General features: G+C 72.0%; 14 protein-coding genes. 6 read left to right on the top strand and 8 right to left on the bottom strand.

The annotated features are described in order from the left end of the window. Positions 1–40 precede the first annotated feature (40 nt). The 3 genes from AB0B02_RS18530 to AB0B02_RS18520 all read right to left on the bottom strand — a co-directional run bounded on the left by AB0B02_RS18530 (position 41) and on the right by AB0B02_RS18520 (position 2,814). Positions 41–874, bottom strand: coding sequence for an ABC transporter permease (locus tag AB0B02_RS18530; RefSeq protein ID WP_357301747.1), 834 nt, complete (start codon positions 872–874; stop codon positions 41–43). Continuing rightward, complete coding sequence (locus AB0B02_RS18525) at positions 871–1,842, bottom strand: ATP-binding cassette domain-containing protein (RefSeq protein WP_357301743.1); 972 nt, start codon at positions 1,840–1,842, stop codon at positions 871–873. Before AB0B02_RS18525 ends, AB0B02_RS18530 begins: the two co-directional genes overlap by 4 nt. A gap of 93 nt (positions 1,843–1,935) precedes the next feature. Continuing rightward, positions 1,936–2,814, bottom strand: a complete 879-nt coding sequence (locus tag AB0B02_RS18520) for an alpha/beta hydrolase (RefSeq protein ID WP_357301740.1) — start codon at positions 2,812–2,814, stop codon at positions 1,936–1,938. 105 nt (positions 2,815–2,919) lie between these two features. Here AB0B02_RS18520 and AB0B02_RS18515 point away from each other — a divergent pair, with 105 nt between their 5' ends. Beyond that, positions 2,920–4,869, top strand: a complete 1,950-nt coding sequence (locus tag AB0B02_RS18515; protein ID WP_357301736.1) for a BTAD domain-containing putative transcriptional regulator — start codon at positions 2,920–2,922, stop codon at positions 4,867–4,869. Positions 4,870–4,929: 60 nt separating this feature from the next. Further along, complete coding sequence (locus AB0B02_RS18510) at positions 4,930–6,297, top strand: pyridoxal-dependent decarboxylase (protein WP_357301733.1); 1,368 nt, start codon at positions 4,930–4,932, stop codon at positions 6,295–6,297. Positions 6,298–6,335: 38 nt separating this feature from the next. Here the strand turns inward: AB0B02_RS18510 and AB0B02_RS18505 are convergent, their stop codons facing one another. The 4 genes from AB0B02_RS18505 to AB0B02_RS18490 are packed head-to-tail and all read right to left on the bottom strand — an operon-like array spanning position 6,336 to position 16,683. Further along, positions 6,336–7,127 carry a class I SAM-dependent methyltransferase gene (locus AB0B02_RS18505; protein ID WP_357301730.1) on the bottom strand — a complete coding sequence of 264 codons (792 nt, stop codon included), beginning with the start codon at positions 7,125–7,127 and terminating at the stop codon, positions 6,336–6,338. Positions 7,128–7,173: 46 nt separating this feature from the next. After that, complete coding sequence (locus AB0B02_RS18500) at positions 7,174–8,019, bottom strand: serine/threonine-protein kinase (protein ID WP_357301727.1); 846 nt, start codon at positions 8,017–8,019, stop codon at positions 7,174–7,176. A gap of 52 nt (positions 8,020–8,071) precedes the next feature. Beyond that, complete coding sequence (locus AB0B02_RS18495; protein WP_357301724.1) at positions 8,072–10,261, bottom strand: UvrD-helicase domain-containing protein; 2,190 nt, start codon at positions 10,259–10,261, stop codon at positions 8,072–8,074. Then, complete coding sequence (locus AB0B02_RS18490) at positions 10,261–16,683, bottom strand: DEAD/DEAH box helicase (protein ID WP_357301721.1); 6,423 nt, start codon at positions 16,681–16,683, stop codon at positions 10,261–10,263. The genes AB0B02_RS18495 and AB0B02_RS18490 overlap by 1 nt, the downstream gene beginning before the upstream one ends. Positions 16,684–16,839: 156 nt before the next feature. On the opposite strand from AB0B02_RS18490, the gene AB0B02_RS18485 reads away from it, so the two are divergent. Next, the gene (locus tag AB0B02_RS18485; protein WP_357301718.1) at positions 16,840–18,246 is read left to right on the top strand and encodes a CBS domain-containing protein; all 1,407 of its coding nucleotides are present in this window, start codon (positions 16,840–16,842) and stop codon (positions 18,244–18,246) included. A 34-nt stretch (positions 18,247–18,280) separates the two neighbouring features. Next, the gene (locus AB0B02_RS18480; protein WP_357301715.1) at positions 18,281–19,195 is read left to right on the top strand and encodes a hypothetical protein; all 915 of its coding nucleotides are present in this window, start codon (positions 18,281–18,283) and stop codon (positions 19,193–19,195) included. Positions 19,196–19,223: 28 nt separating this feature from the next. Here AB0B02_RS18480 and AB0B02_RS18475 read toward each other — a convergent pair whose 3' ends face one another. Beyond that, the gene (locus tag AB0B02_RS18475) at positions 19,224–19,622 is read right to left on the bottom strand and encodes a hypothetical protein (RefSeq protein WP_357301712.1); all 399 of its coding nucleotides are present in this window, start codon (positions 19,620–19,622) and stop codon (positions 19,224–19,226) included. Between the two features lie 97 nt (positions 19,623–19,719). Here AB0B02_RS18475 and AB0B02_RS18470 point away from each other — a divergent pair, with 97 nt between their 5' ends. Together AB0B02_RS18470 and AB0B02_RS18465 are read left to right on the top strand one after the other, a co-directional pair. Next, a complete protein-coding gene (locus AB0B02_RS18470) occupies positions 19,720–19,992 on the top strand; it encodes a hypothetical protein (RefSeq protein ID WP_357301709.1) in 273 nt (90 codons plus the stop codon). Next, positions 19,985–20,596, top strand: a complete 612-nt coding sequence (locus AB0B02_RS18465; RefSeq protein WP_357301706.1) for a DUF6879 family protein — start codon at positions 19,985–19,987, stop codon at positions 20,594–20,596. Before AB0B02_RS18470 ends, AB0B02_RS18465 begins: the two co-directional genes overlap by 8 nt. Positions 20,597–20,598: the final 2 nt, after the last annotated feature.

Here is a 20,598-nt window from a genome sequence, read left to right as displayed (position 1 = left end):
GGCGTACAACGTACCGTAGCTTACCCGTCCGGCCGGGCGGTCAGTCGCGCAAGGAGCGGTATCCGCGGACCGACAGCGGCAGGAAGACCGCGACCAGGACCAACGGCCACGCCACCGCCAGCACCGGGTAGTGGGACTCCGCCCAGGAGTCACCGCCCCAGCCGGGATTGCCGAACAGCTCCCGGACGGCGCCGACGGTGGCCGACAACGGGTTCCACTCCGCCACCACCCCGAGCCACGCGGGCATGGTGGACGGCGCCACGAACGCGTTGGACAGGAAGCCGAGCGGGAACTCCAGCGTCTGCACGCCGGCGACCGCCTGCTGCCCCTTCATCACCAGGCCGAGGAAAATGCCGACCCAGACCAGGGCGAAGCGCAGCAGCAGGATCAGCCCGAACGCGGCGAGCGTGTCGCCGACACCGCCGTGCGCCCGCCACCCGACGGCGAGGCCGGCGAGCACCATCACCGCCAGGGTCACCACCGCGAACAGCATGTCGGCCGCGGCGCGGCCGATCAGCGGGGCCAGCGGCGACACCGGCATCGACCGGAGCCGGTCGGTGACGCCACGGTCGACGTCGGCGGAGACGGCCAGGGTGGTGAGGCTGATGCCGAACACCATGGTCATGGCGAACATGCCGGGCATCAGGAACTCGCGGTAGCTGCCGCCGCCCGGCACCCGGAGCGCGCCGCCGAACAGGTAGGCGAACATCAGCACCATGACGACGTCGAAGCCCAGCGACGCGATCAGCGGCCCCGGGTCGCGGCGCCAGTGCGCCAGGCCGCGCCGGGTCAGGGTGACGCTGTCGGCGAGCAGGAACGGTCGCCCGGGCACGGCGGCCGAACCGGCCGCCGTGGGCAGGGTCGTGCCGGTCACGCGGCCACCTCCTCGGCGGCCCGCGAGCGGCGGCCGGTCAGGTGCAGGAACACCTCGTCGAGCGTCGGACGGCGCAGCGCCACGTCGGCCACGGAGACGCCGCCCGCGTCGAGCGCCCGCAGCACCTCGGTGAGCGCGCCGACCCGGTCGCCGACCGGGGCGCTGACGCGGCGGCGGTCGGGGTCGACCGCCGGCTCCGCGCCGGCGACCAGCCGCAGCCGCGCGGCGGCCACGGCCAGGTCACCGGCGTCGCGCAGGACGAGGTCGATCCGGTCGCCGCCGAGCCGCGACTTCAACTCGTCGGGGCTGCCCGCGGCGACGACCCGCCCGCTGTCCAGCACCGAGATCTGGTCGGCGAGCTGGTCGGCCTCGTCCAGGTACTGCGTGGTGAGCAGCACGGTGGTCCCGGAGCGGACCAGCTCACGGACCGACTCCCAGACCTCGTTGCGGCCGCGCGGGTCCAGGCCGGTGGTCGGCTCGTCGAGAAAGAGCACCGACGGCGTGAGGGTCATGCCGGCGGCGAGGTCGAGCCGGCGCCGCATGCCACCCGAGTACGCCTTGACCGGCTTGTCGCCGACGTCGGCGAGGCCGAAGCGCTCCAGCAGCTCGGTGGCGCGCTGCCGGGCCCGCTTCGTGCCGAGGTGGCAGAGGCGGCCGAAGATGACCAGGTTCTGGTAGCCGCTGAGCACCTCGTCCAGCGCGGCGTGCTGCCCGACCAGACCGATGCGGTGGCGCACCTGGTCGGGCCGGCGGGCGACGTCGAAGCCGGCGACCTCGGCCCGCCCCTCGTCGAAGCGGAGCAGGGTGGACAGGATCCGCACCGCGGTGGTCTTGCCGGCACCGTTCGGGCCGAGCAGACCGCACACGGTGCCCGGGGGGACCCGCAGGTCGAACCCGTCGAGGACGTTTCGGTCCCCGTACCGCTTGCGTAGCCCCGCCGCGATGATCGCGTGTTCGCCCGCTGCCACGTCGCGCCCTCCTCCGCAGTGTCGCCTCGACGGCGGACCCTAGCGTACATCATACGGTAGAGGATACGGGAGCGCCGGAAGCCGGGAGCGCCGCTACCGGGCCAGCAGCGCGCGCAGCGCGGCGCTGACCTCGGCCGGCGCCGACTCCGCCAGGAAGTGTCCGGCGGAGGTGGTGCGGTGCTCCAGGTCCGGGGCCCAGGCCCGCCACACCGCCGCCGCGTCGTAGCCGAGCGCCGCACCCCAGTCCTGCTGGATCACCGTGACCGGCATCGCCAGCCGCCGCCCGGCGGCCCGGTCCGCCCGGTCGTGCGCGACGTCGATCCCGGCCGAGGCGCGGTAGTCCGCGACGATCGAGTCGACCGCCTCCCGGGAGGCCCGCAGGTACTCGGCGCGCACGTCGGCCGGAACGGCCGCCGGATCGCCGGCCCAGGCGTCGAGGAAGTACCCGAAGAAGTCGTCCGCGCTGGCCGAGATCATCCGCTCCGGCAGGCCGGGCGGCTGGGCCATCAGGTAGAGGTGGAACGCGACCGACGCGGAGGCGCCGTGCAGCACCTCCCACATGTCGAGGGTGGGCAGGACGTCCAGCGACGCCAGGTGGGTGACCGCGTCCGGGTGGTCGAGGCCGGCCCGGACCGCGACCAGGGCGCCCCGGTCGTGGCCGGCGAGCGCGAACCGCTCGTGGCCGAGCGCCCGGGCCAGGGCCACCACGTCGGCGGCCATGGTCCGCTTCGCGTACGTGTCCTCGTCGCGCGCGGCCGGCTTGTCGCTGGCCCCGTACCCGCGCAGGTCCGGGCAGATGACGGTGTGGTCGGCGGCCAGGTCGGCGGCGACGTGCCGCCACATCAGGTGGGTCTGCGGGAAGCCGTGCAGCAGCACGATCGGGCGGCCCGAGCCGCCCACGGCCACGTGCAGCGCCACGTCCTCGGCGACGGTGACCCGTCGCGTGTCGAATCCGGCGATGGTGGAGGTCATCGGTCGTTCCTTTCTCCGCTCGACTGGTGCCCGACCAGCGTCGCCGCGCCGGATGAGCAACCGATGAGCGCGGTACGGTGGCCCGGTCGAGGAGAGGGACGGTCGGTGCGGGTCAACTTCGGTGTGCTCGGTCCGGTGACGGCCTGGGACGACACCGGCGCACCCGTCGACCTACGGGGTCCACGGCACCGCGCGGTGCTGGCCCGGCTGATCGTGGCCCGGGGTCGGGTGGTGCCGGTCGGGCACCTCGTCGAGGACCTCTGGGACGACCCACCGGCCGGCGCGGTCGGCGCGGTCCGCACGTTCGTGGCGGCGCTGCGCCGCGGCCTCGAACCGCACCGCCCACCGCGGCAGCCGGCCCGGCTGCTGGTCACCGACGGACCCGGGTACGCGCTGCGCGCCGCCCCGGACACGGTCGACGCCTGGCGCTTCGAGACCGCGGTCGCCGACGCCGCCGACGCGCTGCCCCGGCCGACGCTCGACAGGCTCGACGCGGCGCTGGGCCTGTGGCGCGGGCCCGGGTACGCCGACGTCGACAGGTCGTGGGCACACGCCGAACGCGCCCGGCTCGACCAGGTGCGGCTCACCGCCGTCGAACGCCGGGCCGAGGCGCTGCTCACGCTCGACCGGGCCGCCGACGCCGTACCCGACCTGGACGCCCACGTGGCGGACCACCCGTGGCGGGAGGACGGCTGGCGGCTGCTGGCGCTGGCGCTCTACCGGGCCGGGCGGCAGGCCGACGCGCTCGCGGTGCTGCGCCGGGCCCGCGAACTGCTGCGCGACCAGCTCGGCCTGGACCCCGGCCCGCGACTGCGCCGACTGGAGACCGATCTGAGACGCCAGGCCGACCCCGAGCCGGCCGGTCCCGCGCACGTCTGGGCCGAGGCCGCCGCGGCGTACCAGCGCAGCGTGGTGCCGGGCGCGCGGGCCCGGCTGGAGTCCACCGTCGGCCTGCTGCGCAGCCTCGCGGTGACCGGGCCGGGCGGCCTGGCCGCCGCCCGTGACCAGCGGCTGGCGGCCATCGACGCGGCCGAGCAGCTCGGCGACCCGGACCTCACCGCGCGGGTGATCGGCGGGTACGACGTGCCGGCGATCTGGACCCGGTCGGACGACCCGGAACAGGCGGCCCGGGTGGTGACCGCGGCGGAGCGGGCGCTCGCCGGTCTCGGCCCGGACGCGCCGGAGACGACCCGGGCGCGGCTGCTCGCCACCATCGCGGTCGAGTCACGCGGCCGGCCGTCGACGCGGGGTCCCGAAGCGGCCCGGCAGGCCGAGGCGATCGCCCGGCGACTGGCCGACCCGGGGCTGCTGGCCCAAGCGCTCAACGCCGTGTTCCTGCAGACGTTCCACCGCACCGGGCTGGCCGCCGAACGGGACGCCGTCGGCGCGGAACTGGTCGCCCTGGCCGCCCGGCACGGCCAGGCCCCGGTCGAGATCCTCGGACACCTGATCCGGATGCAGGCCCGCGGCGCACTCGCCGACTTCGCCGTCGCCGACGGGCACGCGGACGCCGCGGACCGGCTCGCCGACCGGCACGAGTCCCCGCTCACCGGCGTGTTCACCACCTGGTACCGGGCCATGCGGACCGCGGCGACCGGCGCGCCGTACCCGCGGGCCGAGGCCGCCTACCGGTCGGCCGCGCCCCGGCTGGCCGGCTGCGGCATGCCCGGCGTGGCGCGCGGCCTGCTCCCGTTGGCGCTGCTGTGCCTGCGGGTGTGGCACGACCGGCCCGCCGACTTCCCCGACGACACCGACTGGGGGCCGTACGCGCCCTGGGCCCGCCCGCTGGTCCTGCTCGCCACCGAGCGCCCCGCCGACGCCGCCGTCGCACTGCGCCGGACCCCCGCGCCCCCGCCCGACCTGCTGTGCGAGGCGCTGTGGTGCCTGACCGGTCGCGCCGCGGTGGCGCTCGGCGACCGGGCCGCGATGCGGCGGGCCCGGGCCGCGCTCGCCCCGGCGGCGCACGAGGTGGCCGGCGCGGGCAGCGGCATGCTCACCGCCGGCCTGGTCGCCGCGCACCTCGACCGGCTCGACGCCGCCCTCGGGTCGACGTGACCGGCGGCCCCGCGACGTCCCTGCGACGCGCGTGACCGGCGGCCGGGCTAGGGTGCGGCGATGGACGAGCCGAGGGAGCTGTTCCGGCGGGCCGCCGACCACGCCGCCGACTACCGGCGGTCGCTGCCGGAGCGGCCGGTCGGCCGGCCGGTCGACCAGGCCGCGCTGGACCGGGCGTTCGCCGCCCCGCTGCCGGCCGCGCCCACACCCCCGGAACAGGTGCTGGCGGAGCTGGTGGCCGCCGCCGACCCGGGGCTGGTCGCCACCGCCGGGCCGCGCTACTTCGGCTTCGTCGTCGGCGGCGCGGCCCCGGCCGCCACCGCCGCCGACATGCTCGCCGCCGGCTGGGACCAGATCGCGTTCAACGCGGTCACCTCGCCGGCCGCAGTCGCCGCCGAGACCGCCGCCGGCACCTGGCTCAAGGACCTGCTGTGCCTGCCGGCGTCGGCGTCGGTCGGCTTCGTCACCGGCGGCCAGGCCGCCAACACCGCCGGGCTCGCCGCCGCCCGACACCAGGTCCTCGCCGACGCCGGCTGGGACGTGGAACGGCGTGGCCTGCTCGGCGCGCCGCCGATGCGGGTGCTCGCCGGCGCCGAACGGCACGCCACCATCGACCGGTCGCTGCGCCTGCTCGGCCTCGGCACCGACGCGCTGCGCGAGGTGCCGGCCGGCCCGCAGGGCGCGATCGACCCGGACGCGCTGGCCGTGGCGCTGCGCGACGCCGGGCCCGGCCCCACCGTCGTCTGCCTCCAGGCCGGCAACGTCAACACCGGCGCCTGCGACGAGCTGCGCCGGGCCTGCGACCTCGTGCACCGGTACGGCGGCTGGGTGCACGTGGACGGCGCGTTCGGGCTGTGGGCCGCCGCCAGCCCGGCCACCCGGCACCTGGTGGACGGCATCGAGGCGGCCGACTCGTGGGCCTGCGACGGGCACAAGTGGCTCAACCTGCCGTACGACACCGCGTTCGCGTTCTGCGCCCGACCCGACGCGCACGCGGCGGCCCTGTCGTATTCGGCCGCGTACCTCGTCGGTTCCGGCGGGGTGCCGGCGGGCGCGGACCTGACCGCGGAGTCCTCCCGCCGCGCCCGTGGCTTCGCGGTCTGGGCGGGCCTGCGGGAGCTGGGCCGCGACGGCGTCACCGCGCTGGTGGACAGGTGCTGCGCGCTGGCCCGCCGGTTCGCCGACGGGCTTTCCGCGGCCGGGTTCGAGGTGGTCAACGACGTGGTGCTCAACCAGGTGCTGGTCGGCTTCGGCGACGACGCGCGCACCGACCGGGTGGTGGCCGCGGTGCAGGCCGACGGCACCTGCTGGGTGGGCGGGACGACGTGGCGGGGCCGACGGTTGATGCGGATCTCGGTGTCGAACGCGACCACCACGGCGGCGGACGTGGACCGGTCGGTGGCCGCGATCGTCCGACTCGCCCGCTGAGCCGCCGACGCACGGAGGAACACGCGGAGCGCGACCGCTCAGAGGTCGCGAACGCCGTACTGCAACCAGACGTGGACCCGCTCGGTGACCTTGTCCCGTCCGTCGAGCGCGTCGCGCACCTCGGCGGTGAACGCGGCACGGCGCTCCACGGTGGGTAACCGGTCGGCCGACATCGCCGAGAAGACGCCACCGACCATGTCCTCGACGGTGAGCGCGGCGTCGTACGCCACGCCTGCCTCGGCGTACCGGTAGCCGGCAGTGAGCAGCGCCTCCCGGGTGAGTCCGCGACCGGCCTCGTCGGTCTGGCAACTGGCGGTCACCGGATGCCCGAGCAGCTTCTCCAGACATCCACGCAGCGCTCTCGACCACTCGGTGTCCTGCAACCACAGGGGCGTGCCATTGGTGATCACGGCGAGGCCACCGCCGGGACGCAGCAGCGGTCGGGCGGCGGTGAACGTGGTCCCCCGGTCCATGAAATGGATCGCGACGGCGATGGTCAACGCGCCGACCGTTCCCGGTCCGAGCAGCCGGGACAGTGCGGGCAGGTCGCTGTCGCCGCCGAGCACCCAGGTGGCGTTCGTCGTTCCGGCGTCCAGGGCGGCTCGACGGGCGAGGGCCAGCATGTCGGGCTCCGGGTCCAGGCCGATGAGGGCACCGGTCCGGCCGGCGAGCGGCAGGCTCAACTGGCCGGTGCCACACCCGAGGTCGACCACCGTGTCGGTGGCGTCGAGATGCAACATGTCCGTTAGGGCGTCGAGCACCTCGGGCGGGTACCCGCGCCGGTGCCGCGCGTAGAGGATGGCGACCTCGCCGGTGAAACCCTTCGTCACTACGGTAGCCTGCTCGCCGCCGCGGGCCGGAAGCCAGTCATTCTGCTCAGGGCAGCTCTGTCTGGAACGGGACGAGAAGTCGCTGCACCTCGATGGCACTCGCGGGCCGGTCGGTCGGCTTCTTGCCGAGCAGACAGTAGATGAGATGCGCCAGATCGTCGGGAACGGTGCTTCGGTACTCGGTGATGACGGGGATGGGTGCCTGCATGTGCCGGCGGAGCAGTTCCGGGGCGTTGCCGGCCTCGTAGGGCGGACGTCCGGTGAGCATCTCGAAGAGGACACAGCCCAGTGCGTACAGGTCGGCGGCCGGTCCCACCGGATCACCCGCTGCCTGTTCGGGGGCGATGTAGGCCGGTGTCCCCAGCGTGTGCCCGGTGGCCGTGAGCCGCGACGCCTCGACGGGTCCGAGGAGAGCGGCGACTCCGAAGTCGAGCACCTTGACGGCGCCCGTCGGAGTGATCATGAGATTCTGCGGTTTGAGGTCGCGGTGCACCAGCGAGGCGGCGTGGGCGGCGGCAAGCACGGCGCACACCTGGACGGCGATGGTGGCGGACTCGGCGACATCGAGCCGCTCCCGCTCGGCGATGAGGTCGGTGAGCACGGCGCCGGGCACCAGTTGCATGACGAGGTAGAGGTCTCGACCATGCTCGCCGAGGTCGTGGATGGCCGGCACACCCGGGTGGTCGAGGCGCGCGGTGACCCGCGCCTCCCGCCGGAATCGCCGCACCGCCGTGTCGCGCTCATCCTCGGAGACCTCCGTCTGCCGGAGGAACTTGACCGCCACCGGCCGGTCGAGCCGCTCGTCATGGCCCGCCCAGACCTCACCCATCCCGCCCCGGCCGATCGGGTACGTCAGCTCGTACCGGTCGCCGATGCGGTCCCGCGCCTGCACTCTCCGCCTCCGATCCCACACGCGCACGACCGAACAGGTCGGCCGTGCAGCCTCACGGTAGCTGCCGCTGCACGAGGCGGCTGGTCAGGAACGGGCTGGGGGTGCCGTGCCAGAACACCGCCAACTCGTCACGGGGCCGGGTGGCGGCGACGAACAGCAGGGACCGGTCCCGCTGCCGCTCGCGTTGGTACCGCTTCGGATCGGTGTCGCGGAACCGGGAGATCATCTGCCGGGGTACGAGACCGTCGGCGACCCCGGCGATGATCATGCGCTGGTACTCGAGGCCCTTGAACCGGTGCATGGTGCCGACGTGTACACCGTCGGACCGTTTCGGACCGTCCGGCCCGATCTCCACCGCCGGTACGCCGTCCGCCTCCAACCGGGCGATCACATCCGACGCGTATTCCCTGGTGGGCACGCAGATGGCCACCGAACCGTCGGTCGGAGTGCCCCAGGCACGCAGCTGCGCCGTGATCAGGTCCCGCTCCTGCGCCCACGTCGCGGCGCCGCGGAACACCGGCGGTCCACCACGGAGCAGGGAACGGTAGCCGGCGAGGTCCTCCTCGCCGCCGTCGAGGTCGTCGTACACCTCGCCGGTCATGATCTGCAACGCGTCGGCGAGGATCTGCCGGGTGGTGCGATAGCTGAGGGTGAGCCGGGACGAGCGACCGCGGATGTTGATACCGAGACTGCCCAGCGTCACGTGGTTGTCGTAGATGCGTTGGTGGGTGTCGCCGGTGAGGAACATGTCGTCGGGTCCTGGGGCGACCATGGCGCGGAGCATCTTCCAGTGGGCGGCGCTGAGGTCCTGCGCCTCGTCGACCACGATGTGCCGGTAGCGTGGGCGCCGGAACCCCCCAGAGGAGGATTCGGTGGAGACGCTGGCGGCGGCTGCCGCCCGGTCCATCTCCAGGCGCGCGGCGCGCTGGGCGACCTGACGCCATGTCCAGGCACCGCGCTCCTCCAGCCAGCTGGTGAACCGTTCGGTGAGCCGCCAGATCCGGTCGCGTTCGATGCGGGTCAGACTACGGCCCCGGTTGGGGCGACGCGCCTTGAAGTAGTCGGTGCGCGAGTTGAGCACCTGCCCGATGATCACCTGCGTCCACTCGGCGGCAAGGAAGTCCGCGTCCCAGCCGGATTCCCCGACCTCGATGAGGAATTCGCTCCACAGCTCGGGAACCCGGTTGTCGTCGACGATCCGCCGGTTGCCGCCGGCCTTGGCCTCGGTGACCACCCGGCTGGCGAGCCGGTCGATGTTGATGATGTCCACTCGGGCCACCAGGTCCTGGCCGCCGAGGGCCAGCAGGCGGGTCCGAAGGTCGGCGGCGAGGTTGCGGTTGAAGGTGGTCAGCAGGATCGGCTTGTCCACTCCCGGGGGCAGTTGGCGGGCGAGGTGCGCGACCCGGTGCAGGGCGACGATGGTCTTCCCGGTGCCGGGTCCGCCGCCGACCCGGGCCGGGCCCGTGTACGGCTTCTCCACAAGCTTCTTCTGGGTGGGGTGCAGGAAGATCTGCCACCGTTCGAACGTCTCGGCGATGATCGCCTGGAGCGCCTCGTCGTCGGAGGTGACCTGTGTGGCCGGGCGCTCGACCGCGGCCTCGAAGTCGTCCGGGTCGACCTGCCCCTCGGCGCGCACCGGCTCGGTGACCTGCTGCAACACCTCGTCGTACGGTTTGCCGTCGAAGAGCGCGAAGAGCACGTCGGTGGTGAGCTGCGGTGCCCGGTCGAGCAGCTCCAGCAACTCGGCCTCGGTGGCGAGTTCCCGGATCTGCGGCAGCAGCGGCTCGGAGACGCCCAGCTCCACCAACTGGGTGTCGGTGTACCGGGCGAAGAGGGGCTTCGGCTTCGGCGCCGGCTCGGGGTCGGGTTGCGGCGGCAGGACCCGGCCGACGATGCTGTCGCCGACCGGCCCGAGATCGATGACCTCGATGCCGCCGGTGACCCGGTTGATCCGGTAGGCGTAGCGGGTGAGGTCGTCGTACACCTCGCTGCGGTGCTTGACCGCGACGAGTAGGTAGTCGCGGTCGGCGATGTGGAGCAGCAACGCCCGGTAGTCACGGTTGACCCGCGCGGACATCAGCCGGGAATCGCCGTTGAGCGTCTTCAGTTGCAGGCCCGGGTTCTCCGGGTTCTGCCGGAACTTGTGCATGAACTCGTAGACCGCGCCGATGTCGGCGCGGGTGAGCTTCATGACCTCCTTGTCGGCGCGGTCCAGCATCCGCAGCGTGGCCACGGTGTTCATCAGCGCTCTCCCCCATTCGCCGCGAGCTGTGCTGCCAGGTCCTCGGCCGACCACTGCTGTGCGGTCCTCGCGTGCCAGCCCGCCCGGGCGTACGCCCGGTCGCGGTCGTCGGTCTCCGGGTCGCCGTCGGGGCCGGTGAGGACGACGGCGATGCGCCGGTCGGGCCAGGCCAGCTCGGCGGGCCAGCCGTCGTCGCCGAGTTCGTAACCCACGACGGGCACGGGGAGCCGCTGCTGTGCGAGGTCTCGCACGAGCCGTTCCAGCGCGCTCTCGTCGGGGTCCAGGTACTGCAGGACCTCCCGCCACGGCGAGTCGTCCTCGACGAGGCCCGGTCCGGGTGGCGCCGGCTGGGGGGTGACGCCGAGCCAGGTGGCGGTCTCGTCGTCCAGGGGCAGAGCCGCCCGAGGCTGGACGAGACCGGTGACCTCGGTGACCGCCATCGATGCCGGGTCGAAGGCATCCAGGTCGGACACGGCGAGTTGACCGGCGTCACCACCGCCGTTGGCAAGGAACTGGATGACGTTGCCCCAGGCGAGCCAGCGGGCCCAGCGAACCTTGTGCCCCGCGCTGCTCACCGCGGCGGGCAGGTCGTCGATGACGGTGAGGGCAGACCAGGTCGGCATCGGTTTCGACCGGCCGTCGACGAGGACCGTCACCGGGCAGTCGGCGCCGTCCCGGGCGCGGGCGACCATGATGTGCTTCCCGGTCGGTCCGGGGAGCGGCTCGTCACGCAGCGCCGCGAGGAGGCGTTCCGCGACGCCGGTCGAGTCGGTCGCGGTGTGCGCGTCGGCCTGCTTCAGCATGCCGGCGAGGACCGCTTCGGCGCGTCGCTGCCAGCGGGTGAGGTCGGGGTCGGCGAGGAACCGCAGAAGCTGCTCGACCGGGTTGGTCCAGACGGTCTCGTCCAGTTCGTCGGGATCCGCGCCGGGCAGGAACTTCCGGTAGTTCTCGCGGGCCGTCCGCTTGGCCACGCCGCCGTACGGCATCCACCGGCCCGACCCGTCACCCATTCCCCAGGTCTTGACGTCGTCCCAGGTGGCGGCGAAGACGAGATAGCCGTGCGCCCGCAGGCGGGCGCGTTTGTCGGCGTCGTCGGCGAGCCGGTTGTACTGCGAGGAGGCGTGGTACTTGAACCCGTCGAGGTAGACCACGACGTCCGGGGACGGCCCGTCGAGACGGGTGAAGTGCACGTCGGGACGGGTGCCACGGATGGTGTTCTGCAGCTTCATCTGCCAGTGGGTGACGCTGTGCCCACCGTCGCGGGTGAACTTCAGGTCGGCGATCCGGCGGCCGTCGTGCTGGGTCACCCGTTCGATGCGGAGCCCGGAGCGGGGGGTGTCCCCGAGGGTGAGCAGTTTGGTGAGGAACTGCAGTTCCAGTTCGCTCTCCACCTGATGGATCAGGGAGATCTCGTGGGTACGGGTGCCCTTCTCCGTGTCCCAGGTGTCGAGCAGCCGGGCGAGCATGGCCAGCGCCTCGTCGCGGTCCATGAGGGCGAAGTGCTCGTTGCGGGCATAGCGCAGCAGACAGCGGTGACACGCCTTCCTCGCCTCGTGCTGGCAGCCGCATCGGGAGATGGTCTCCCGGGCCAGTTCGAGGATGGCTCGGAACTCGTCCGGGTCGGCGAGGCGGTCGAGGTAGCCGGTGCCCTGGGGCTGGGTGTCGTAGACGACCACGAAGTTGCGGGTGCCGTCGCTCTGTCCGTCGGGCATGGTCGCCGGAACGGCTTGCAGGTGTGCCGGGTCACCGCCGTACTGGGCGGCGATGCCGAGCTGGATCGCCGCCGAGAACGACAACAGGCGCTCCTGCACCAGGGCGGTGGCCGCCGGGATCAGGATCCGCAGGGCCTCGGTTTCCAACTCGTGGGCGAGGATCAGGTCGACGTGCGCGCCCGGACCGGCCGGTGACCGCCGGTAGGGACACCAGGGCAGGTGATGTTCGGCCCCCTGGATCACGGTCGCGCCGGACGCCTGCGCGGCGAGTTGCTGGCTGTTGGTGGTGGCGCCGTCGACGGTGGTGCCACCGCAGGAAACGCACGTGTGGAACCGGTTGATCCGCACCTCCTCGCCGGCGAAGAGTTCCGTGGCCCGGTCGTACCGCTGCGCGCCGAGGTTGAAGTGCCGGATCATCGCACGGCGGCTGTAGTCGACACCGAACGTCTCGTGGCGGTGCCGCCACGACGAGTCGATCTTCGCCGGGTCGACGTCGACCGCGTGCGCGGTGGCGTAGAAGCGACGGTCACGGTCGTCGCTGTCGTCACGGATGCGCGCGTCGTCGCGCTTGTCCCGGCTGTACACGCGGAGTGGCCGAAGCACGTGGAACACCCGACCGTGATCGGCGATGCCCTGGTCCCCGCAGCGCGGGCAAGGGCTGGCGTCCTCCCTGGCCAGGTGCGTGCGGACGTAGCCGCACTGCGCGCAGACCCGCCACTGCTCATAGGCGGGTCGGTCGGCGGTCCCGACGTCGAGTCCGGAGATCTCGTGCTTGTAACCGCGGATGTAGTAGCTGTTGCCGGGCGCGATCTCGGACAGCGCCTGGCGGGCCGGACGGGCGTACTCCCGTAGCTCGCTGTGGAAGCGACGATCCCCCTCGACCTGCTCCTCCCAGGTCAGCGTGGCTTCCAGGTCGGTCCGCGAATCGATCAGAGCATAGTTGGGCAGCAGTCCGAACTCGACCAGCGTGCTATGCGCGGCGGCGGCCCCGACCTCCCGCAGTCGCCGTCGGACGGCGCGCTGCTCGGCCCTGAGCATGCGGATCTCCCGAGCGTGGTCCGGGTCGCTGTCGACGAGCCGACCGGTCGCCGCGGCGATCTCCTGAAGCCGACGCCGCAGGTCCGACAGGCGGCTCTCCCAAACCTCGTCAGCTTCCTTGACGCGATGGACCACGCCGTCCACCGCGAACTCGCGAAGCCGGGCGGCGGCGACCGACGAGATCCTCTTACCGAAGAGGGCGAGGAACCCGTCGGCGAGCCGATGGCCGTCCTCGCGGCTGGCCTGGGCGAGGTGGGTGAGCCAGCCGCTGGCGCCGAAGAGCACGTGAGCCCGCCGGGGCATCGGCAGCACGCCGGGCAGGCGGCCCCGAGCGGACAGGTCGATCAGGTGGGCCAGGTACTGACGGCGCAGGATCTCGACGGCGGACAGGAAACAGCCCGGCGGGACGATCTGCCCGGCGATCATGTCCCGTGGATCGGTGAGGTAGTAACGGTCCCGGGGCGTCCGGCCCACCAGGGTGAGCACGAAGGCGTTGCCACTCCTGCGTCCGGCGCGGCCGGCCCGCTGGACGTAGTTGGCCGGTCCGTGCGGCAGCGACGCGAGGACGACCGCCGACAGGTCCCCGATGTCGATGCCCAGTTCCAGAGTCGGAGTGCACGACAGGACGTTCGGGTCGGTGTACCGGGCGCCGTCGCGGAACTCCGCCTCCACCTTCTCCCGCTGCGAGCGGGTGAGCATGCCGGTGTGCTCACCGGTCACCACCCGGAAGACCGGGCGTTCCAGATAGAGCCGACGGTAGTAGTCGTCCGGCGCGGTCTCGTCGGTGACGGCGCGCAGCCGACCCCGGCAGCGGTACTGCCGGCACGGCTGACCGATCCAGTCGGCGACCCGGTCGGGATGCTCGGTCTGCTGCCAGTGGCAGGTGTCGCAGCCGACGCCGGCGCGCACCGCCGCCTCGTCGTCGAGTCGCGTCACCCGCAGGTGGCCGGGCAGCAGACCGTACACGGTGTTGCCGTCGTCGGTGCCGCCGGCGGCGACCACGCCGGCGGCGGCCAGTGCCGGCAGCAGTTGGCTGAGGTAGCCGGCCGTGTCGGCGGGGTCGAGGCCCAGGCAACGGTGCGTCCAGTCCTGGTACCAGTTGCCCCGCGCGGTGATCACGTCGAACTCGGAGCGGGCCTTGGGGCCGGCCAGGAGGAACGCGGGCGCCGACAGGCCCTTCGGGAACGCGGGCATGCCGGCAGGGCGACCGCCCCACACCTGCCAGCGGATGCCACCCCGGCTCAGATACGGCTTCAACCACTCGTGGTAGACCGCGCCACGGACGCGCAGCCGCTCCAGCAGGCCCCGGAGGAAAGCCAGGTAGCGGGCCTCGTCGGGCGGGGTTTCGTCGAGCCGGGCGCGGCCGGTGCGATGCACGTCCCGGCAGATCGCCGCCGCGGCGGCCGGGTCGTCGAGGGCGACCTCGACGGCGACACTGCGGGTCAACTCCAGGGTACGGCCCTGACGGGACCGCAGGCCGGTCTCCATCACGGCGGCGAACGCCAAGCGTTCACTGATCAGCGTCCACGTTTCGCGGCTGCCGGTGTGTTCGCCCCCGAGCAGGCTGTCGACGTCCGGCCGGTCGTGCAGGTCCGGCGGCACGACGCTGGACAGCACGTCGGGCTTCGCCGCCGCGGTGATCATGTCGGCGAGCAGGTCGTCGAGTCCGGCCGTCACGCCGGGACGCAACTGGTCGGCCAGCAACGACCGTAGGGAGAAGGCGTAGGAGCGGTTGGCGACGAAGCCGGCCCGGTGCGCGGCGTCCTGCACCGAGTCGTTGAACAGCAACGTCTTCTTCTCCGCCGGGTCGAGTTCGCCGCCGGTGAACAGTTGCGTGATCGCCACCGAGGCAAGGGTGGCCAGGCCGGCACCGAGGAAACGGATGCCGTGGTCGAGCCGGCACGACGGGCAGCGGTCCTTCTCCGCCGCGTCGAGAGTGGAGAAGTCGCCGAGCACCACGATCGCGTCGTCGGCGGGTTCCCGGTCCCGGACCGGGTCGAAGGGCCGCACCCGACGCCCGTGCTCCAGCATCAGCAACTCGGCGGTGAGCTGCTGGATCTCGTCCTCGGTGGCGGCGATCAGGGCGCGGACGCGGCGCTTGTCCCGTCCGACGCTGGCCCGGTAGATCCGGTCCGGGTCGATCTCCAGTTCCTGCGGGTCCTTCTCCGGGGACAGGGCCATCCAACCGGACCGGCCGCAGTGCCGGCAGTAGACCGCCGGCAGAAGCGGGTGGCGGTTGTCGGCCACCACCGCGTCGATGTCCGGGCTGAACGGGTCGGGCTCACGGGGAACCTCGCCGTACCAGCCGAAGGCCGGCTGCCGGGAGGTGCTCCGCAGCAGCCGGGAGACCGACCGGGCCCAGAGGTGCGTCTCGATGTTGAGCAGCGGCCGGTCGGGCACGTCCGGATTCCGCGCCTGGGACAGCAGGCCCACGAAGCGGGCGAGCGCTCTGGCGGTGGTGTCGGGCCGCGACTTCATGGCACTGCCCCAGCCGGTGGCGTTCTTGCGGGGCAGCACCTCGATGATCTCGTCGAGCGTGCACGGTCGGGCCTGAAGCGAGTCCAGCACCGCCTTGGTGAGCGGGTGCTCGCGCAGCAGCCTGCCGAGGCGGGTGGGGTTGTCGAGGCAGCGCTCGCCGACGACCAGTGCGGCCACCTCGGCCATCATCTCGTCCGGGTCCCGGGCGTCGACCGCGGCGAGTTGTTCCGGGCTGGGCAGCGGCAGCCCGAACTCCTGCTTGTGGAGGAACTCGCCAGGTTCGTAGCGGTCCTCCCCCACCAGGGAATCGGCGTCGAAGGGCACGCCGAAGACCTGCCCGGCCACCTCGCGGATCGCGGTCCGACCGTCCCGGCCTCCGCCCTCACCGAGGGTGGCGGAGGTGGCCACCGGGCAGATCGGCCCGAGCGGACGGTCGGGTTCGGCGACGCCGAGCATGGCGGCGAGGCGTCGCAGCAGCATCGCCACGTCGGTGCCCTGCGCGCCGTCGTAGGTGTGGAACTCGTCCAGGACCACGTACGCCGGCTCGGCGTCCTCCCACAGCGGCAGGTCGTCGACGCGCTGGAGCAGCAGGTCCAGCATCTTGTAGTTGGTGATCAGGATGTCCGGCGGGTTGCGGCGCATCTCCGACCGCTTGGTGGACACATGCGGGTACTCGATCGCCGCGATGTCGCCGATGTAGAGTCCGGCCGTCACGCCGGCGAGCGCCGGATCGGACAGGAAGTCGTCGATGCGCTGCGTCTGATCGGTGGCGAGGGCGTTCATCGGATAGAGCAGGATCGCCTTGATCCCGGCCCGGCCCTGCTGCCTCCGGCGCCGGCAGTGATCCAGCACCGGAATCAGGAACGACTCCGTTTTGCCAGAGCCGGTGCCGGTGGTGATCAGGGTCGGCTCGGCCGTCCGGTTTCTGGTCGACAGCCGGGCGAACGCCCTGGCCTGGTGCAGGTAGGGAGCGAAGTCGGCCGGGGCCCAGTCGAGGCTTGCCCGCCAGTCGTCCGCCGCCTGGCGAAAGGGGGTACGGATCCGCAGGTACGGGCCACGGAAGATGCCCTGCTCCGGGTGGGACAGGAACGCTTCCAGACTCTGGCGTACGCCGTCCTCGGTCAACCCGAATGTGGTGGTCAGATATTGGGTGAGGGTCCAGCGCAGGGTGTCGGCGGCGATGGTCGGCCTCATGAGCGGATCACCCGGGGCATGCTACGTCAGGTTCCCCAGTGGATTGAATGCTTGATCAAGCACAGTGGAGCTGAGTCGGATTCGCGACACCGCAGGTAATGGATCAGCGCCTACGCTGCCACGCACCCACGACGTTCTCCTGGAGCAGCAACAACCATGCCGAACACCCCCTCCCGTCCACGGCGCAAACACCTGCTCAACGGTCGCCGGGTTCGCATTGCCGATCTGATCGACGCCGGTCTGCTGAAGCCGGGCGATGAGCTCTTCTTTCAGCAGCGAATCGGGGACGCACCACATCAGGCCACGGTGACGGACCGAGCGAGGCTTCGGCTGCCGGACGGCCGGGAGTTCAGCACCCCGTCCCGCGCTGGTGCCACAGTGGCCGGACGACGTGCCGTGGCCGGTTGGTCGGCCTGGCAGGTGGGCCGGAACGGCCCTTCGCTGCATCGCCTACGGCTGGAGCTGCTTCAGGACGTCGCCAAGGAGGTCGGCGCGGACCAGGAGACTTCCCACGAGGAGGCCGAGGCGGTCCGCCATCGCTTCGCGACGCTAGAGGCAGCCCGAGCGGCAGCCGAGTCCGATCAACCCCGGTCGTTCACCGTCCGCGAGTTCATCGGCCTCTGGGGTTTGGAGGACCGGGACCGGATGGCGACGGCGCAGGTCGAGGCGGACCTGGCGAATCACGGCCTGACCACCAGCCCTGACTTCCGAGCTGTCAGTCTGGATCGAATCATTCGGGTAGTCACGCCGCCAGAACAGGACGAAGACGAGAGTTCGACCGAAGGGTCCGCGGAGACCGCTGAGGCCATCGCCGACGAACTCAGCGAAGAGGGCGTCGACATCGGGCTGACGCTGGAGAACCTGTTCCCGCACCGGATGTCCCTGGTCTCAGTGCCGCCCTCGGCCACTTTCGAAGAGGCCATCACCGCCATGCAGATCAATGACTATTCGCAGGTCGCCGTGCTGGCGAACTCGCACCAGCTCTACGGCTCGGTGTCGTGGGAGTCGATCGCTGCCGCGAAACACCGGAACCCGAACGCCACGTTCAGTGACGCCATCGACCGAGGGGCCCGCGACCGCGTCTTCGACTACGACAGGCGTCTGTTGGACGTGCTGGGCACCTTGCAGCAGCACGGGTTCATCTTCGTACGCGACGACCAGAGGAAGATCAGCGGAATCGTCACCGCCGCCGACGTGGTGCGCAAATACGACGAGACGGCGACGCCGTTCTTCCTCATCGGTGAGATCGATCAAGAGCTACGCCACCTCATCGTGAACACCTTCGACGAGGAGACGGTGAAGCAGGCGTGCCTCGCCGCCAAGCTCACCTTCAAGTCACTGGAGACCATGTCGATCGGCCAGTACCAGGCCGTGCTCAACAACGCCGGATGCTGGGCGCAACTTGGCTGGCCTCTGAACCGGGAACTGTTCATCGCCCGACTGGACGAGCTGCGTAAGGTGCGCAACAAGGTCATGCACTTCAATCCCGATCCGGTCAGGCCGGCGGAGGTGGCGAAGCTTCGTCATTTCCTCGATCTGATCCGCCTCTACATCGGCTCGTGACTCCGCCATCGGCGAGGCAGAGGGGCGGTACGACGTGTCGTCGCTGACGAGTGAGGTGCGGGATGCCCGCAGCCCGGTGGCGCGGTGGCTTCGCGCGACGTTCCCGCACCACCGCGACGTGCAGGCCGCCTACCGGGAGGCGGCCGGCGTGGCCCGGGTGCTGCCGTCCACGACGGTCGCGTCGGGCACCCAGGGCGCGGCCATCGACTGGTGGTTGCGGTTCCTGATCGATCCGGCTCCGTCGGTCGGCCTCGCGGCGGCCGGGCTACGGTCGCGGCGGGCACCCTGCCAGCGTGCCGGGCTCGAACTGCTGCACGAGCTGGGCGCGGAAGACGACGATCGGATCGACCCGGCCCGGTTCGGCGACCGGTCCGACGAGTGGTGGGCGCGGGTGTCGTATGCGCTGGCGCTCATGGTGGAGTTGTATCGGGCGCCGAAGGTCGACGGCTCCCGGCTGATGTGGCTCGACCCGGGAAGCGGAGTGGCGGACCTGCTGGCGCTGGCCAACTCCGACGAGGTCGCCGACCTGATCGCGATGCGTGACCTGGCCGTGGAGAGACTGCTTCCGGCACTGCCGACCGGAGCGGTGGCGACCGGTTCGACATTCGACGGCAGCGCCGATCTTCCTGCCGACGCCGATCTCATCGTCGGCGGGGTGCTGGTGGACTTCAAGGCCGGCCAGGGAGGCAGGCCGCGGCGGGACGGCAGCCGGCCGGCGCAGCTCGCCCGCGAGGATCTGGACCAACTTCTGGGGTATGTGCTGCTGGACTACTCCGACACGTTCGCGCTGCACACGGTCGCCAGCTACGCCGTACGTTTCGGACACTACGCCGCGTGGCCGCTGGCCGACCTGTGCAAGCGGCTCGCCGGCCGCCCGGTCGACCTGCCGGCCCTACGCCGGGAGTTCGCCCGGGTGGTGCGTGGCGCCCTGCCCGCCGTCCCTGCCTGAGGCCCGCCGCGCCGATCCACCGTCACTCTCACGACGAGCCGTGCCGGTTGCCGAAGGTGATTCCGCCGTGGACGTCACGGGCCTGCACCGCCGACCCGCCGACGTCGCCGAACACGGTGTTGGTCACGTCGCCGGGGTTGGCGGTGAGGGCTGCTTCGACGCGCGCGAATCGCTCCCGGAAGGCGGCGTCGAAGGCCGGGTCACGGCTCGCCTCCTCCTGCAGGAGCGCGGCGAATCGTCGTACCGCCTCGGGGGTGGGCTGACGCAGCGCCACGTCCACGGCTTGCGAGGCGGACGGCTCGTGACGGAACCGCCGCCGGAGCAGCCGGGTCAGGTCCGCAAGGGCGGTTCGGGCGCCCTGCGCAACCTCGGTGGTGGCCCACGTGACGACCGTCGTCGCTGCCGCGAGCATGAGTGGATCGTCCATCTCGTGACCTCCCCGAGCCGACCCGAAATCCAAAGTGATCGGCCGAAATAGATGTTACTATCCGTATTCAGATCATGCTTGACGGTGGGAGGCTGGCATGAGTGGACAGCGATGGCAGGCGGACGCGTCAGCCGAGCTGAGCCGCCGCTGGGGCAAGTCCGCACACGAGTTGGGCAACACGTCCGGCGACGGCAGTTGCCCGGATGTGTGGGAGTTGAGCAACGGTGATGTGGCGGTGATCGGCCAGGATCTCACCGAGGCCTACCGGGATCGGCTTCCTGAGGGAGTCTCGGTAGACCCGGGCGAGCGTCTTATCATCGTTCCGCGGTCGACCATCATCGCGGCTAAGGCGGACATCCCTGATGCGTGAACTCCTCGGCGGAGATCCCGGCGAGCTGCTGGCCCTCGACGACTACTGGACCGACTTCGAGCAGCGGTTCTGGAAGACCGGTCGACCCGGCTTCTGGAAGCTGGAGCGGCAGCAGACGTTCAAGGAGCCGCACGACGAGGGGTGGCAGGCGTTCGCCGCCGGCCGCTGGGCGGAGTCGCTCCGGATCCTCGACGCGCGGCGCCCCGAGTTCGCCGATTACTACCGGCACGTCGTCGACAGTGGTTTCGCCACGCGACGGGTGCGGGTCGTGGCGCAGCCGCTGACTCCGTATCTGCAATGGGAGCTGCACGTGTTGCGGCTGCGCCACGAATACGGCGGCCTGACCCGCGTGGTCGGGCCGCAGCGGGTCGTCGACGCGGAGGCGGACGGGATGTTGCCCGAGCTGTACACCCTGGGCACCGACGTCATGTACGAGGCGATCTACGACGCCGATGGCGTGCTCGACGCGGCCCGCCGGTGGCGGGACCCTGCCGTGGTGGTCCGGTGCCAGGAGTTCATCGAGTCCCTGTACGACGACGGTGAGCCGCTTGACGAGTTCTTCGCCCGGTCGGTGGCCCCGCTGGAGCCCCCGCGCGTCGGTTGAGC

It is taken from the genome of Micromonospora sp. NPDC049240 (assembly GCF_040647835.1).
Lineage (GTDB): Bacteria > Actinomycetota > Actinomycetes > Mycobacteriales > Micromonosporaceae > Micromonospora.
This window is presented reverse-complemented; position numbering and strand designations above follow the sequence as displayed.